This is a genomic window from Alkalibacillus flavidus (assembly GCF_040545925.1).
GTDB lineage: Bacteria > Bacillota > Bacilli > Bacillales > Alkalibacillaceae > Alkalibacillus > Alkalibacillus flavidus.
The window spans coordinates 243,587-261,054 of record NZ_JBEPMX010000001.1 but is presented as its reverse complement, the minus strand read 5'-3'; the positions used below and the strand labels follow the sequence as shown (position 1 = coordinate 261,054).

Here is a 17,468-nt window from a genome sequence, read left to right as displayed (position 1 = left end):
CCTCTATTCATGTTTTACTACATCATATGTTCGAAGGTAAAATCCATGCACGAGAAGGTTGTTGTAATACTTGTTGCGCAACTAAACGAATCTCTTCCTGTGAGACGTCTTCTAATTTAGTGATGACATCATCAGCTGATAAATGAGGTTCTTGTAATAATTCTGTTCGGCCATTACGTTGCATACGACTGCTTGAATGTTCCAACCCTAACGTCAATTGACCTTTTAGTTGCTGAATCGTATCCTTTCTCTCTTGTTCCGTAATACCATGTTGTTGAATGTCTGAAAATATATTAAACATAATCGACTCTAAATCGTCCAAACGCTCGTACGAGGTAGCACCGTAAATCGTTAATATACCATTATCACGAAATGGATTATGGTAAGAGAATATATCGTACGCTAACCCTTGTTCTTCACGCACTTGTTGAAACAACCGTGAACTCATGGCCCCGCCTAGTACATTATTCAAAATCGTCATCGGGTAAAGTGAATCATCACCAATGGCATAACCATCAAACCCTAAACAGATGTGAGCTTGACTAATATCATCAGACTGTTTGAACGTGTCAAATTGAAAATGATGTTGTAACTGATCGTCAAACGCATCCCCTTCCTGAAGATCACTAAAATACGTTTCGATGAGTTTATGAAAATGATCAGGAATAGAACCAGCAGCTGACACAACCATCCGTTTTCCTGTGTAATACGTTTGTTTATATCTCATGACATCCTCTCTCGTCATCTCCCCTAACGATTGACGGGAACCCAAAATGGATTGACCGAGTGGATGCCCGTTAAAACTCGTTTCTTGCAGATGGTCATGAATAATATCATCTGGTGTATCCTCTGTCATTGACATTTCTTCAAAAATAACATCTTTCTCACGATCCAACTCTTCTTCATCTACCACTGAATGAAGGACCATATCTGATAATAGATCAATCGCTTCTTCGACATGTTCATCAATGACTTTCGCATAAACACATGTATATTCTTTTGACGTAAATGCATTCACATGACCGCCTATTCGATCGAACGCTTCAGCAATTTGTTTAGCTGAACGTCGATGAGTTCCTTTGAATAACATGTGCTCAATTAAATGAGATACACCGTTTTCGCCGGCAGATTCATATCGCGATCCTGACAATATCCATATGCCGATAGACACTGACTGAACGTGTTCCATTTGTTCTTCAACGATGCGTAATCCATTAGATAATTGATAACGTGTTAACATAATGCCCTCCAAAATATGAAAAAGAACTGGTATGTACCAGCTCTTTTCGTCGTATTACGATGTTGATTCTTCAGTTTCTTGTTCTTTTAATGCGGCTTTGCGAGATAAATTAACGCGTCCTTGTTGGTCGATCTCTTTTACTTTAACGAGCATTTCATCGCCAATATCTGCAATGTCCGTTACGTTTTTCACGTGTGCTTCATCTAATTCGCTAATGTGGACTAGACCGTCTTTTCCGCTAAACAATTCGACAAAGGCTCCGAATTTCTCAACGCGTTTTACTTTTCCGAGATAAATTTGGCCGACTTCAACCTCGCGCACGAGATCTTCAATAATTTGTTTTGCGTGATTAATTTTGTCACGGTCTGGTGATGAAATGAAAATCCGACCATCTTGTTCGATATCGATTTTAACATCTGTTTCTTCGATAATTTTATTAATCTGTTTACCACTTGGACCAATGACATCACGGATTTTATCTGGATTGATCGATAGAGAAACAATCTTCGGCGCGTAATCTGATAGTTCTTGACGTGGTTCAGAAATCGTGTCGTTCATATGATCTAAAATATCCATACGACCGTTTTTCGCTTGTGTCAATGCTTCTTCTAAAATATCGCGCGATAAACCATCTACTTTAATATCCATTTGTAGCGCTGTAACACCGTCTTTCGTTCCAGCTACTTTAAAGTCCATATCACCTAAAGCATCTTCCATACCTTGAATATCTGTTAGAACTGAATAATGGTCACCTGACTTCACAAGCCCCATTGCTATACCTGCTACCGGCTGTTTGAGTGGGACACCTGCTTGCATCATCGCCATTGAACCAGCACAAATACTCGCCTGTGATGTCGAACCGTTTGATTCTAAAATCTCTGATACGACACGCACGGTATAAGGGAAGGTTTCTGAATCTGGAATAACCGCTTCTAATGCACGTTCACCCAATGCACCATGACCAATTTCACGACGACCTGGTCCTCTTACAGGACCTGTTTCACCGACGCTGTATTGCGGGAAGTTATAATGGTGCATAAACCGTTTTTCTTCTTCAACATCAAGACCGTCTAAGACTTGTACATCACCTAACGGACCTAATGTACAAACACTTAATGCTTGTGTTTGACCACGCGTAAACATAGCAGAACCGTGCGTACGAGGTAACACATCAGTGCGTGACGATAGCGGACGGATTTCATCTAAGCCACGGCCATCTGGGCGGACTTTATCAACTGTAATTAAACGACGCACTTCTTCTTTTACAATGGAGTCAAGAACAGATTTCACCTGTGAAATAACATCACTTTCGGCTTCAGCGTCCTCATATTGTTGAACGATTTCATCTTTAGCTGCATCGATCGCTTCTTCACGTGCTTTTTTCTCTTCTGTTTGAATCGCTGCTACGATTTTATCTTTTGCAAGATTAATGACTTCCTGTTCCAGATCCTTTTCAGGTTGGAATAATGTCACGTCCATGTTATCCTTGCCGACTTCAGCCATAATTTCTTCTTGGAATGCCACGAGACGTTTAATTTCTTCATGACCAAACATAATCGCTTCTAACATAATATCTTCTGGCACTTCTTGTGCTCCAGCTTCTACCATGTTAATCGCATCTTTTGTTCCAGCTACAGTCAACTCGATGTCACTCTGTTTCATCTGTTCAACGGTCGGATTAATAACAAATTCGCCATTAATACGACCAACATGAACGCCAGCAATTGGGCCATCAAATGGAATATCTGAAATACATAAAGCAAGAGAAGAACCAATCATAGCCGTAATTTCTGAAGAACAGTCTTGATCAAGGCTCATCACCGTACTCATGACTTGTACTTCATTACGAAAACCATCCGCAAATAGCGGGCGAATTGGTCGGTCGATTAAGCGTGATGTTAAAACAGCTTTATCACTTGGGCGACCTTCACGTTTAATAAACCCGCCTGGAATTTTACCAACGGCATACAACTTCTCTTCATAGTTGATTGTTAGTGGGAAAAATGGTAAATCTTTCGGTTCATTAGATGCTGTAGCAGCTACTAACACAGATGTATCACCATAGCGGACCATGGCTGCTCCATTAGCTTGTTTAGCTACTTCACCTACTTCAAATGTTAATTGACGTCCTCCGACATCAATCGAATATGACTTCATTTCATTCGTCATAAATTATACGACTCCTTCCAAAACTGTTGCTTATGTACACACAAGAAACATGTTTTCTTCTATTGTATTATAAACATCTCTTGCTATAAAATGAGCGCTTTATGTTAGTGAATAAAGAAAAAGCGGGTACTACCCCGCTTTCCTTTAACTTACAACTTATCGACGTAGACCTAATGCACGGATTAGATCACGATAACGTTGAATATCTTTATCACGTAGATAATTTAATAAGTGACGACGACGACCAACCATTTTCATTAAACCACGACGAGAGTGATGGTCATTTTTGTGATCGCGTAAGTGACTGTTTAATGTTGTAATCTGTTCAGTCAAAATCGCAATTTGCACTTCTGGAGAACCAGTGTCATTCTCGTGTGTCTTAAATTGGTTAATCAGTTCGCTTTTACGTTCTTGTGATAGGGCCATGTTGCCCACCTCCTAATAGTAGTTTAATCGCCTTCTTCCTCGCATTCGGCGGAGTAACGTTATGCCAAGAAAAAGGTTGATAGTCATACACTACATACAATACACCTTATAAGGCTTAAATGCAAGGACTAAGCTTGATTTGACTGCAGAAAATTTTTCGCCTCTAATTCATCTTGTTCAATTCGTTTCACTAATTCATCGACATCAGAAAATGACTCTTCGTCACGAATGTATTGTAAAAAGTAAACCGTTATACATTGATCATATAAGGACTCGTTAAAATCAAACAAATGCGCTTCGACGACAGGCTCACTAGGATGGTCATCAAACGTCGGATTAAATCCAACACTAGCCATACCATCGTAGATCCGGTCGTCCACAGCGACTTGTATCGCGTAGACGCCAACGTGAGGAATAATATGCTCTCGGTCGACATCTAAATTCGCAGTCGGATATCCAATCTCACGCCCTCGTTGATAACCCTTCACAACAGGTGCTTCAATAGAAAAAGGCCGACCTAACAAATTCGTTACCGTTTGCATTTGACCTTGTCTTATTTGTTCGCGAATCGAAGTCGAACTAATTTTTTCACTCTCTGCCGACACTTCATCGACGACTGAATACGTTAACCTTCCTTGCGCGTAGTCATCCATCTGTTGAATCTTGCCAGCCCCTTTGTGACCAAACGAAAAATCAAATCCGCCAACGACATGTTGAATGTTCAAGCCAATTAGAAACTGGTTTACAAACGCTTCAGGTGATTGTTGCGCTAATAAATGATCAAATTGTACAACAATAACATAATCCAAATTAAGTTCTTGAAATGCTTTCATTTTTTCATGTTTAGACGTAATTAAGTAATTCGTTAACGGTTGATTTTTGATAATCGTTAACGGGTGAGGGCTGAATGTCATAACACCTGACTTAATGCCTCGTCGAGTTGCTTCTTCTTTTGCTGTTTCAATCACACGCCTATGACCAATATGTACCCCATCAAAGTAACCTACCGCGACACTGACATCGTCCAATGCCGGGAATGGATGATGTTGTTGTAAACTTAATTCGATGACTTCCATGTCTGTCCACCTTCTTTACGTATGTAACACTTTATACGGCTTCATTAGATTTGTTTTCGATGGATGAGGTTGATATAAAGCGATTAAATCTCCATCTTTTGTTTCAACACGAAATAACGTTGTTTCTTTTAGTCTATCGGGAATGGTTAGTACTTGTCCATGCTTAAATCGAATGATGTCTTGATCAGGTGCTTTATACACAGGCAATTGCGTTAATGTACGACGAGGGTTCACAATATAAGTTTCAACCTCTCCCGCTTCTTTAGCTGCTTCTAATTGTTCAAAGGTAACCGTCTCATGACGTTCAAACGTTCCTGCCTGTTCCCGAACTAAATGTGACATATGGGCTGGATAACCGATTGTTTCTCCAATATTAACACACAACGTACGAATATAAGTACCACTTGAACACGTTGCGCGGAATGAAAAACGGACGTCTGTTTCATCATAGCGATTTAATTGGTCGTCTACACATTCTATGTCATAAATCTTAATATCACGAACTGGTCGTTCAACACTTAAACCTTCTCGCGCATATTCATATAATTTCATGCCATTTACTTTAACTGCTGAATACATCGGTGGAATTTGTCTAATCTCACCTTTATATTGCTTTAAGACAGATTGACAATCAGCAATAGTAAGGTCATCTGAAACAGGTGTCGATCGAACAACTTCCCCTGCGCGATCTTCTGTCGCTGTTTGTTGCCCTAGTGACACTTCTGCTAAATACGTTTTAGCATGATCCGTAATGAATGATGTCAACTTAGTCGCTTTACCAACTGTCATAGGAAGGACACCCTCGACATCCGGGTCTAATGTACCTGTATGGCCAATTTTTTTCGTTTGTAAAATACCGCGTAATTTTCCGACACAATCGTGTGATGTCATGCCTTTCGGTTTCCAAAGTGGAATAATGCCGTCCATTCAATGCACCTCGTTAACTATGTACACAGATAAAAGGATAGACACCGTCGCCTACCCTTTTGACTGTCTTTATGATTCATTATTCAAATCTTTTAATATTGATTCGATCCGATTACCGTATTCAATTGCTTCATCGATTTCGAAGGAAATCTCAGGTGTTTTTCTTAAACGGATTCGTTGACCGATTTCAGACCGAATAAACCCTTTAGATTTCGCAAGACCAACAAGCGTTTCTTCTTGTTGCGCATCATCACCATAAATCGAAATAAATACTTTAGCTTGTTGTAAATCACCTGTTACATGAACGTCGGTGACGGTGACGAATCCGACACGTGGATCTTTAATTTTGCGTGATATAATATCGCCTAATTCTTTTTTCATTTGTTCGGCAACACGATTAGCACGTAAATCACTCATAACCATTCACCTCTTACTTCCACTATTACAACCATTCATATTGCACAGTGGTAATATCTAAGTCTGAACGCGAATCGATTCGACTAATCACGTCTTGTAGCAATTGCTCAGCTAGCACTTGATCTTTTGATACACAAGCGATCTCGAAAGCTGTGCGTTGCCACAAATCGTGATAATCAATTTCTGTAATACTGACATTTAAATGCTTAGTAGCTTGGTGCATCGCCTGTTTAATGACAGACCGTTTTGCTTTTAACGATTGAACATCATAGAGCATGCATTCTACATAAGCGTAGCCAATCATTTAGCGTTCAACTTCTTCCATAATAAAGGCTTCAATGATGTCGCCTTCTTTAATGTCGTTATAGTTTTTAACCGTAATACCACATTCGTAGTTTTGTTGAACTTCTTTAACGTCATCTTTGAAACGTTTTAGCGAGTCAATTTCACCTTCGAATTGTACGATGCCGTCACGAATCACACGTACACCAGAGTTCCGCGTCACTTTACCATCTGTGACATATGCCCCTGCAATCGTACCAATTTTTGATACTTTAAATGTTTCACGCACTTCGATTTGACCGATCACTTTTTCTTCATATACTGGGTCGAGCATACCTTTCATGGCAGCTTCCATTTCTTCGATTACTTTATAAATGATGCGATGTAAGCGAATATCGACGCCTTCATTCTCAGCAGCACGCTTCGCATTGTTGTCTGGACGGACGTTAAAGCCAATCACTAGACCGTTTGATGCAGACGCTAAAATAATATCTGATTCTGTAATCGCACCAACACCTGTGTGGATAATATTAATTTTAGCCCCTTCAACTTCAATCTTACGTAACGATGACGCAACGGCTTCAGCTGAGCCTTGTACGTCAGCTTTAACAATGGCATTAATCTCTTTTAAGTCGCCTTGCTTAATCTGTTCGAACAATTCATCGACATTAATCTTACCAGTCGATTCACGTTGTTCTTCAAGTTCTTTTTGTTCACGGATCTGTGCAATGTGTTTCGCCTGCTTATCGTCTTTAAATACGAGGAACTGATCACCAGCTTGTGGAACACCGTTAAGCCCGATGACCTCTACAGGCATTGATGGACCAGCTTTAGAGACGGATTTACCGACATCATTGGTCATCGCACGAACTTTACCGTAATGTTTACCAACGACTAATGAATCACCTTTGTTTAACGTACCATTTTGAACGAGTAATGTCGCAACACTGCCGCGGCCTTTTTCCAATTGCGCTTCAATGACTGTGCCGTTTGCTTCTTTATTAGGGTTAGCTTTAAGCTCTTCAACTTCAGCCACAAGGTTAATCATTTCGACTAAGTTATCAATACCTTCACCTTTCAAGGCAGATAGAGGCACATAAATCGTTTCACCGCCCCAATCTTCTGGTACTAACTCATACTCCGTCAATTCTTGCATGACACGGCTGGCATCTGCGCCTTCTTTATCGACTTTGTTGACAGCGACAATAATCGGAACTTCTGCTGCTTTCGCGTGGTTAATCGCTTCAACTGTTTGTGGCATAACACCATCATCTGCTGCTACGACTAAGATCGCAATGTCTGTGATTTGCGCACCACGAGAACGCATACTTGTAAAAGCTGCGTGACCTGGCGTATCTAAGAACGTAATTTCTTTATTATCTTGTTCGATTTGGTATGCACCAATATGCTGTGTAATACCGCCCGCTTCACCTTCTGTCACTTTCGTTTCACGGATCGAATCGAGTAACGTTGTCTTACCATGGTCGACGTGACCCATAATCGTGACAATCGCTGGACGTACACCTAAGTCTTCTTCAGCATCTTCTTGGATATAGTTATTGATGTCTGTTTGGTCAACAACGATTTCTTCTTCAACTTCAATTCCATAATCATCACAAATTAGTTCAATCGTTTCTGAATCCAATTGCTGATTGATTGTTGCCATAACACCTAACATCATTAATTTCTTAATGATTTCAGACGAATCTTTGTTTAACTTATCAGCTAATTCACCAACTGTAAGAGACCCTTGATACGTAATTTTTTCAGGCGTCTCTTGTGTTTGTTGTTTAGACTGCCCTTTTTGTTTCTTATTATTTTGTTTAGAACGTTTTTGGTTAGGCTTATTGTTTGGTTTTTGTTGATTGTTTTTCTGTTGATTTTGTTTTTGATTATTAGATTGATTCTTTTGGTTCTGTTGCCCCTTTTGATTCTTCTGGTTCTGTTGATTTTGTTGGTTGTTTTGTTTTGATGATTGTTGTTTAGGTTGTTCTGTCTGTTTTGTTTCTTCTTGTTGTTTTGGCTGATAGATTTCGTCTAATTGTCGAATGGTATTCTCCGTAATTGTTGACATATGATTAGAAATTTCAACGTCTAGATCTTTTAATTTATTAATGACTTCTTTACTGGATACGTTCTGTTGTTTGGCATATTCGTATACGCGCATTTTTTTCATACATTCACCCCCGAATATTATTCCGATAACATTTCAGTTAGCTTCGTCGCAAAACCTTGATCTGTTACCGCAATGGCAACACGCCCGTCTTTACCTATCGCTTGGGATAGCGTTTGGCGATCAGTCACGATCGCGTACGGTACGTGATAACTTTGACATTTATCGGTTAATTTTTTCGTCGTATTATCCGATGCATCTTGTGCAATTAAGACTAGTTTTGCTTGTTGTTGACGAATACTTTCAACAATGTTTTCTTCGCCGAAAACTAGTTTACGAGCACGGTTGGCTAAACCGAGAAAGTTCAAATAAGCTTGACTCATGAAGACTCACCTACATAACGGAAGAGTTCATCATATAATGTATCATCAATGTCTGCATTTAAGTGACGGTTCAATGCTTTCGATTGCTTGGCTTTCTCAATCGTCTTCGCATCTTTGCTTAAATACGCGCCACGGCCATTTTGTTTGCCCGTTTCATCGATGAATACGTCGCCTTCCTTATTTCGAACGACACGAATCAGCTCTTGTTTAGGAAACATTTCTTGTGTGACGACACATTTTCGTAGAGGTTGTTTTTTTTGTTTAGCCAACGTCATCTCCCCCTTTTATTGTTCGTCATCTAGTTCGATATCCTCCGACGCGACGTTATCCTCGGATTCATCTAACACACCATCATCGTTTGCTTCAGATTCACTTTTGATGTCAATTTTCCACCCCGTAAGGCGAGCTGCTAAACGAGCGTTTTGCCCTTTCTTACCAATAGCTAATGATAATTGGTCGTCAGGCACGATGACAGTCGTTGCGTGTTCTTCTTCATCAACTAAAACATCGATAACTTTAGATGGACTTAAAGCATTCGAAATATAGACGACTGGGTCTTCCGAATAATGAACAATATCGATTTTTTCGCCGTTTAATTCATCAACGACAGTTTGCACACGTTGCCCGCGTTGACCAACACATGAACCAACTGGATCAATTTCTGGGTCATCTGCATGCACACTAATTTTAGAACGGTCACCCGCTTCACGTGACACTGACATAATATCGACAATACCTTCATAGATCTCTGGTACTTCAATTTCAAACAAACGTTTAAGTAACCCTGGGTGTGTCCGTGACACATAAACTTGTGGGCCTTTGCTCGTATTGTCAACTTTCGTCACATAGACTTTGATTCGGTCATGGACTTGGTATGATTCACCAGGCATTACTTCGTTTATAGGTAGTTTCCCTTCCACTTTACCTAAATGGATGTATAAATACCGGTTATCAACCCGTTGTACTGTCCCAATGATAATGTCGTCTAATCGGTCAACGAAATCGTTATAAATGACTCCGCGCTCTGCTTCTCTAACACGTTGCGTCACAACTTGTTTAGCTGCCTGAGCTGCAATCCGACCAAAATCACGTGGTGTAACTTCCTGTTCAACAACATCTTCTTCTTCATATGATGGATCGATTGCTTTAGCGTCATCTAAATTGATTTCTAAATCGTCATCCTCTACTTCATCAACGACAACACGGCGTGAGAACACCTTCATCGTGTTGTGATCTGTATCTAGTTCTACACGAACGTTCGTTTTTGAATTGAAGTTTTTCTTATAAGCTGATATGAGAGCATCATTCAATGCTTCATATAGTACGTCACGGTCAATTCCTTTTTCGTTCGCTAAATGATCCATCGCTTCAAATAATTCTGTATTCAACTGTCGAACCTCCCCTAAATTAAAACTGCACCGCAAGATGTGCATTCGCGACTTTTTTATACGGAATCGTCACTTGTTTCGTTTGAGTTTTTACTTTTACTTCAAGTGTTAATTCATCATCTGTAAACTGAATTAAATCACCCCAAAATTCTTTATCCCCATCTATTGGTTCGTACGTTTTCACATACATATACGAGCCAACAAATCGTTCGAAATCTTCTCGTTTCTTCAGCTTACGTTCAACACCAGGTGATGAAACTTCCAAGAAATACGCTTGCTCAATCGGGTCGTGTTCATCTAGTTGTTCGCTTAAGCGTTCGCTTACTTGTTCGCAATCCTCGATGTCTACGCCACCTTCTTTATCGACATAAACGCGTAAAAAATGGTTTTTTCCTTCTTTAACGAATTCAATATCAACGAGTTCTAAGTTCATGTCATCAACAATCGGTTGAACAATCTCTTCAGTTAACGATACGATTTTGTTACTCATCATATACCCTCCTTTTTCGATCATTCACACGTATAGCATTATCAGGCTGTCTGACCTGTTGTCTTCACATTAAATCGCCCTGCTGTCATTAAGAGGTAAGCAGGGCAGACAAAAGGAAAGAGTGGGAAATCCCCACTCTTTCATCGTAAACGTATCTTTTACTTCTCTGTCAATTAATATACCATAAATAGGTACATGTTGCAAACTCGGTCTTTCACACAGGTTTACGGATCGTTTTAAAACAAGGCTTTGTTAAAGTTTAATGTTGATTTTAATTATAGAGGACTAAGTTGTTAAATTGTGAGAAGCGAAGGTGCCGACTCCTGCAGGAACAGCACGAGTCTCGAGACCCCGCAGGAAGCGCTTTTCTTCCGAGGAGGCTCGTGCCGTGCCCGCGGAAAGCGTCCACCGGCAGCGGATCACAATATCAACAACGGACTGTAACAAAGTCTAAAACAATGATAGTTGGTTTTCATCCGGTAGGTCACTTAAACAACCGTGATGGTCTAAATATTCTAATACCGTTTTTGAAATACGTGAACGCTCGCGTAAATCTTGTTTCGATAGAAATTCACCATCTTCTCGTGCTTTCACGATATTAATGGCCGCATTTGTCCCTAGTCCATCAATCGCATTAAACGGTGGAATTAACGTGTCACCTTCAACAATAAAGCGTTGACTATCCGAACGATATAAGTCGACCGACTGGAATGAATAGCCGCGCATTGTCATTTCTAAAGCCAATTCTAAAACAGTTAATAAGCTTTTCTCTTTCGGTGATGCGTCATTCCCTTTATTCAAGATATCTTCTACACGTTGTTTAATGGCGTCGCTACCTTTTACCATTGTATCAATATCAAAATCATCAGCCCGAACGGAGAAATACGCGGCATAAAATTCAATCGGATAATGCACTTTGAAGTATGCAATTCGTACTGCCATTAATACATAGGCTGCAGCGTGTGCTTTCGGGAACATGTATTTAATTTTTTTACACGATTCGATATACCAATCAGGCACACCGTGTTTTTTCATTTCGTCGATCCACTCATCTTTAAGGCCACGTCCTTTACGAACATATTCCATGATCGTAAAGGCTAACGACGATTCTAAGCCTTTTTGTAACAAATAAACCATAATATCGTCACGGCACCCGATAACATCACCAATCTCACAAATACCATCATTGATCAGTTCTTGCGCATTGCCAAGCCAGACATCGGTTCCGTGCGATAGACCTGAAATAATAACTAGTTCAGCAAAACTCGATGGCTTCGTATCTTCAAGCATTTGACGAACGAAACGCGTCCCGAATTCAGGAACTCCAAGCGTTCCCGTTTTACATAAAATATCATCTTCACTAACCCCTAATACGTCAGGACCACTGAAGATTTTCATCACTTCAGGGTCATTTGTCGGGACATATTCCGGATCGAGTCCTGTTAAGTCTTGAAGCATACGTATAACGGTCGGATCATCGTGCCCAAGAATATCTAACTTCAACAAGTTATCGTGAATCGAATGGAAGTCAAAATGTGTCGTTAGCCATTCCGAGCTCGAGTCATCAGCTGGGTACTGAATCGGTGAAAAATCATAAATCTCGTAATCATCCGGAACAACGATGATACCACCTGGGTGTTGGCCCGTCGTACGTTTGACTCCAGTACACCCTTTAACTAACCGATCGATTTCAGCCTGTCGGTACATCAGTTGATGATCTTGTGCATAGCCTTTCACAAAACCGAATGCTGTCTTTTCAGCCACTGTCCCAATAGTTCCTGCACGGTACACTTTATCATCACCGAATAACACTTTCGTATAATGGTGCGCGACGGGTTGGTATTCCCCTGAGAAGTTTAAGTCAATATCCGGTACCTTATCACCTTTGAAACCTAAAAACGTTTCAAACGGAATGTCCTGGCCGTCACGACGATATGGTGTCCCACATTTCTCACAATCTTTTTTCGACAAGTCAAAACCAGAACCAACACTACCATCCGTGAAAAAGTGATGATGTTGGCAATTTGGACAGACATAGTGAGGTGGTAATGGGTTAACTTCGGTAATTTCCATCATCGTCGCCACAAAAGAAGATCCAACTGAACCACGCGAGCCGACAAGATAGCCATCATCGAGTGATTTTTTAACGATTTTTTGCGAAATAAGATAAATAACTGAGAAACCATTTTCGATAATACTCGTTAATTCCGTATCAAGACGTTTCGATACGAGTTCAGGCAATTCTTCACCGTATATCGATTTAGCTCGTGTATAACACATATCGCGGATTTCATCGTCGGCTCCTTCGATATTAGGGGTATATAGATCATCTTTAATTGGTTTTACATCGTCTACTTGATCAGCTACCCAATTCGAATTCGTCACGACAATTTGTTTTGCGACGTCATCGCCTAAAAAGGCAAACTCCTCTAACATTTCTGTTGTCGTTTTATAATAAACGTTTGGAATCGTTTGTCTGTTTAACGGATTACCGCTTTGCGAAGCGATTAATATTTGTCGGTAAATTTTTTCATGAGAATGTAGGTGGTGCACATTACCTGTAGCAACGACTGGTTTATTTAATTTCTCACCAATTCCAACAAGTTTCTTGATTAATTGCTTAATATGTTCCACTGATTGAGCTGTTTCTTTTTCAATTAAGTGATAATAGTTCATCGGTGGTTGGACTTCGATGTAATCATAAAATTCAGCGACTTCTTCTGCTTCTTCTTCTGATTTTAGAGCAATCGTATCGAATAGCTCCCCTTGGTCACAAGCAGAACCGACGAGTAATCCCTCTCGATGCTTTCTAAGTTGTGATCGCGGAATGCGCGGCACACGGTAAAAATAATCGATATGGGACATCGACACGAGTTTAAATAAGTTCTTTAAACCTTCATCTGTTTGGGCAATGATCGTCGCATGATTTGGTCTTGACCGTTTATAAGCATCCCCTTGTCCAACATATTGATTCATATCCGCGTGCGATTCGATATCTTTTTCTTTCGCAGATTTTACTAAACTCCACAATAAATACCCTGTCGCTTCAGCATCGTAAATCGCGCGGTGGTGTTGCGTTAACTCAATATTCAAATGCTTACACAACGTGTTCAAACGGTGATTTTTTAAATTCGGATACAATAAACGGGCTAGTTCTAATGTGTCAATGACCGGATTCGTCACTTTCGGATAATCGATTTGTTTATAAGCCGCATTAATAAAACCAATATCAAAACTAGCGTTATGTGCAACTAATATATCGTCTCCACACCATTCATGGAAGTCGCGCATGACATCAGCGATTTCCGGTGCATCACGAACCATATCATCGGTAATGCCCGTTAAATCGATCGTCGTTTGACTTAATTTTTGGTGCGGGTTGGCAAAGCGTTCAAATCGATCGATGATTTCGCCATCATGTACTTTCACCGCTGCTAATTCAATGATTTTATCGTAAGCAGCAGATAAACCTGTTGTTTCTACGTCAAAAACGACATACGTCGCATCATTTAATGGACGGTCTGCTTCATTATAAGCAATGAGCACGCCATCATCGACTAAATTTGCTTCTAATCCGTACAATACCTTAACGCCGTGTTTTTGACTCGCATTAAAAGCTTCAGGAAATGCTTGGACGACGCCGTGGTCTGTAATAGCAACTGCCTCATGCCCCCATTGAGCCGCTTGTTTGATTAAGCTCTCAGCAGATACGGTCGCATCCATTTGGCTCATCGTCGTATGAGCATGTAATTCTACACGCTTTTCCCCGTCAATACCTGGGTCCTGCCGTGTTTTGACTTTCACTTCATTTAAGTCTTGCCCCATCATCATTAATTCGTTTGTGTACGTATCGGTTTGAATGCTACCGCGCGCTTTTAACCACATACCTTCTTCTACTTGACCGAAAAGCGTTTTTTGCTCATCGCCTTTCGAGAACATTTTAATTTGGATCGAATCCGTGTAATCCGTAATACTGACAATTAATAAATCGCGGCCTGAACGTAAGTTACGAATATCAACATCGAATACATACCCTTGAATGATCATCCGACGCTCTTCTTCTAAAATGTTATGCATTTCGACAGGCTCTTCCTTAATATCAGAACCAATCAGTAATGGGCCTTGTGGTGCACTTGAATCATCGCCAGCTTCTTCTTTCGCCTTTTGTTTTTCAGCTTGGTCTTGCATCGCTTTTTGTACGAGTGACCGTTCTTCTTGTAACTTTTGTTGTTGAAACGCTTCAATTGCGTCCTCATCCTGGTTTACTTGAAGCTGAATCTGGTACTTTTTCATCCCGCGTTTCTCACAATAGTCTTGAAACAAGGGATCAAGCTTTTTCTTAATCATATTCGCTTCTGCGTCATTTCGCGCTTGAAGAATAACATTGGCGCCCTCTAATTGTGGTTTTTGTTCACAAATAAAATCTTTGTACGCTGGGAATAAATCATGTATTGAATGAATGAAGTCATGCCAATAAGCTTGAAAACATGATTCCGTTATCGTTGATTCATCTGTTGTCACAACAACATCAACGGCTGCAATATGGTGGAAAGATGTCTGCAAATTTGCCAAAAATAACGAAAAAACTTCATAATCAAATGGTGTTTTATTATGTATATGGAAGACCCATTGCTTCGTTGATTTATAAACAGTCACTTTCTCTAAAACCGCCTGTGAAAAATGGTGGTCAACAACCTCCTGCGGCATATTGACTTGCTGTAATAACAATTCAAGTTTTTCACGTTTATTTAAATCCATTGTAAACCCTCTCTTAGCAAGGCATATGATTTAGAAACCCTTGCCTACACAAATAGACAAGGGTTTGTATGAACTATTTAAGCATGAGTTGTTGATGATAAAAACGCAGGTAAATCATCAACGTGAACATCTTGTTGTTCACCTGTTTGACGGTTTTTGTATTCGACATAACCTTCACCTGCACGTTTACCAACCGTCACTCGGTGTGTGATCCCGATCAAATCACTATCGTTAAATTTAACGCCTGCACGTTCAGGACGATCATCATAAAGTACGTCGAATCCTTGATGTTGTAACGTATCATAGACGGATTCCGCTACAGTCACTTGTTCGTCTTTTTTCATATTTAAATTTACGATATGAACATCGAACGGCACTAAGGAATCAGGCCATAACATACCTTGTTCATCATGGAATTGTTCAACGACAGCTGCTAAAGTACGAGACACACCAATGCCGTAACAACCCATAATATAATGTTGCGCTCGCCCTTCTTGATTAAGGAAAGATGCACCCAGCTTATCAGCGTAAATAGATCCTAACTTAAATACGTGGCCGACTTCGATCCCTTTCGCAAATTGAATCGTCCCATGACCATCTGGGGATGGGTCGCCTTCTTCAATGAAGCGCACATCAGCATACTGTGTCGCTGAAAAATCACGTTCAGGATTAACGTTACGGTAGTGATAGCCATTATCGTTAGCACCACATGTTGCATTGACGAGTGCTTTCACAGCATGGTCTGCAATAACCTCCACATCGTCTGGTACACCGATTGGGCCTAACGATCCGAACCCTGCACCTACTGCGTCAATTGTTTCTTGCTCTGTTGCTAACTCGACTATATTGGCATCTAGAAGATTTTTCACTTTCACATCGTTAACTTCGTGATCACCACGTGTTACAACCATCACGAATCGATCGTCGACTTTGAACATGATGGCTTTCATACCTTCTTGTAACGTATGATCTAAATAATCAGCGACTTCTTGCATCGTCTTCGCATTCGGTGTTTCAACTTTTTCTAATGGCATTGCTTCGTCATTAGACGATTCATATGTTTGGTGGACAGGAGCCATTTCGACGTTAGCCGCATAATCTGATTCATCGGAATAAGCAATGGTATCTTCTCCGATATCCGATAACACCATAAATTCATGGGTATCTTTACCACCCATAGCACCTGAATCCGCAATAACGGCACGGAAATTCAAGCCACAACGTTCGAAAATACGTTTATAGGCTGTAAATAATTGATCATAAGCTTCATCTAATGACTCGTATGTTTCGTGGAAAGAGTACGCATCTTTCATTAAAAACTCACGACCGCGAAGTAAACCAAAACGTGGTCGTTTCTCATCACGGAATTTGTTTTGAATTTGATAAACCGTTAGAGGTAATTTTTTATATGAATTAATTTCATCACCAATTAATGATGTCACGACTTCTTCATGCGTTGCTCCTAAGGCAAATCGGCGTTCATGACGATCGTTTAACCGCATTAATTCAAGTCCCATCGTCTCCCAGCGACCTGATGATTCCCATAATTCTGCAGGTTGTAGGCTTGGCATTTGAATTTCTTGTGCACCTGTGCGGTCCATTTCTTCACGAATAATTGTCTCTAATTTTCTTAGTACACGTTTTCCAAGTGGTAAGAAATTATATACACCAGATGCGAGTTTGCGAATATAACCTGCTTTTAATAAAAGTTGATGACTCGGAATATCGGCTTCTTTTGGTACTTCACGTAAAGTTGGGATTAACATATTACTTTGTCTCATTCGATATCTCACCTCATT

General features: G+C 40.3%; 14 protein-coding genes. All 14 read right to left on the bottom strand.

The genetic code is table 11. The features are described from left to right. Nucleotides 1-22: 22 nt before the first annotated feature. Nucleotides 23-1,240 (bottom strand): M16 family metallopeptidase, encoded by a 1,218-nt coding sequence (locus ABID56_RS01330; RefSeq protein ID WP_354218631.1) that lies wholly within the window; start codon nucleotides 1,238-1,240, stop codon nucleotides 23-25. A 54-nt stretch (nucleotides 1,241-1,294) separates the two neighbouring features. Next, nucleotides 1,295-3,409, bottom strand: a complete 2,115-nt coding sequence (gene pnp / locus ABID56_RS01325; RefSeq protein ID WP_354218629.1) for a polyribonucleotide nucleotidyltransferase — start codon at nucleotides 3,407-3,409, stop codon at nucleotides 1,295-1,297. 156 nt (nucleotides 3,410-3,565) lie between these two features. Continuing rightward, nucleotides 3,566-3,835, bottom strand: a complete 270-nt coding sequence (gene rpsO, locus ABID56_RS01320; protein WP_354218627.1) for a 30S ribosomal protein S15 — start codon at nucleotides 3,833-3,835, stop codon at nucleotides 3,566-3,568. 128 nt (nucleotides 3,836-3,963) lie between these two features. Beyond that, nucleotides 3,964-4,911: a riboflavin biosynthesis protein RibF gene (gene ribF / locus ABID56_RS01315; RefSeq protein ID WP_354218625.1), complete on the bottom strand. Its 948-nt coding sequence runs from the start codon at nucleotides 4,909-4,911 to the stop codon at nucleotides 3,964-3,966. 15 nt (nucleotides 4,912-4,926) lie between these two features. Then, a complete protein-coding gene (truB, locus tag ABID56_RS01310; protein ID WP_354218623.1) occupies nucleotides 4,927-5,838 on the bottom strand; it encodes a tRNA pseudouridine(55) synthase TruB in 912 nt (303 codons plus the stop codon). Between the two features lie 69 nt (nucleotides 5,839-5,907). Beyond that, entirely contained in the window at nucleotides 5,908-6,255 is a 348-nt protein-coding gene (gene rbfA / locus ABID56_RS01305; RefSeq protein ID WP_354218621.1) for a 30S ribosome-binding factor RbfA, read from the bottom strand. 25 nt (nucleotides 6,256-6,280) lie between these two features. After that, the gene (locus tag ABID56_RS01300) at nucleotides 6,281-6,559 is read right to left on the bottom strand and encodes a DUF503 domain-containing protein (RefSeq protein ID WP_354218619.1); all 279 of its coding nucleotides are present in this window, start codon (nucleotides 6,557-6,559) and stop codon (nucleotides 6,281-6,283) included. Continuing rightward, the gene (gene infB / locus ABID56_RS01295; protein ID WP_354218617.1) at nucleotides 6,560-8,713 is read right to left on the bottom strand and encodes a translation initiation factor IF-2; all 2,154 of its coding nucleotides are present in this window, start codon (nucleotides 8,711-8,713) and stop codon (nucleotides 6,560-6,562) included. Nucleotides 8,714-8,730: 17 nt separating this feature from the next. Further along, the gene (locus ABID56_RS01290) at nucleotides 8,731-9,033 is read right to left on the bottom strand and encodes a YlxQ family RNA-binding protein (RefSeq protein ID WP_354218615.1); all 303 of its coding nucleotides are present in this window, start codon (nucleotides 9,031-9,033) and stop codon (nucleotides 8,731-8,733) included. Next, the gene (gene rnpM, locus ABID56_RS01285) at nucleotides 9,030-9,302 is read right to left on the bottom strand and encodes an RNase P modulator RnpM (protein WP_354218613.1); all 273 of its coding nucleotides are present in this window, start codon (nucleotides 9,300-9,302) and stop codon (nucleotides 9,030-9,032) included. The genes ABID56_RS01290 and rnpM overlap by 4 nt, the downstream gene beginning before the upstream one ends. Nucleotides 9,303-9,317: 15 nt before the next feature. Further along, nucleotides 9,318-10,421, bottom strand: a complete 1,104-nt coding sequence (nusA, locus tag ABID56_RS01280) for a transcription termination factor NusA (RefSeq protein ID WP_354218611.1) — start codon at nucleotides 10,419-10,421, stop codon at nucleotides 9,318-9,320. Between the two features lie 19 nt (nucleotides 10,422-10,440). After that, nucleotides 10,441-10,911, bottom strand: a complete 471-nt coding sequence (gene rimP, locus ABID56_RS01275; protein ID WP_354218610.1) for a ribosome maturation factor RimP — start codon at nucleotides 10,909-10,911, stop codon at nucleotides 10,441-10,443. Nucleotides 10,912-11,361: 450 nt separating this feature from the next. Continuing rightward, nucleotides 11,362-15,669, bottom strand: coding sequence for a PolC-type DNA polymerase III (locus ABID56_RS01270; RefSeq protein WP_354218608.1), 4,308 nt, complete (start codon nucleotides 15,667-15,669; stop codon nucleotides 11,362-11,364). Nucleotides 15,670-15,746: 77 nt separating this feature from the next. Beyond that, the gene (locus ABID56_RS01265; RefSeq protein WP_354218607.1) at nucleotides 15,747-17,450 is read right to left on the bottom strand and encodes a proline--tRNA ligase; all 1,704 of its coding nucleotides are present in this window, start codon (nucleotides 17,448-17,450) and stop codon (nucleotides 15,747-15,749) included. Between the last annotated feature and the right edge of the window lie 18 nt (nucleotides 17,451-17,468).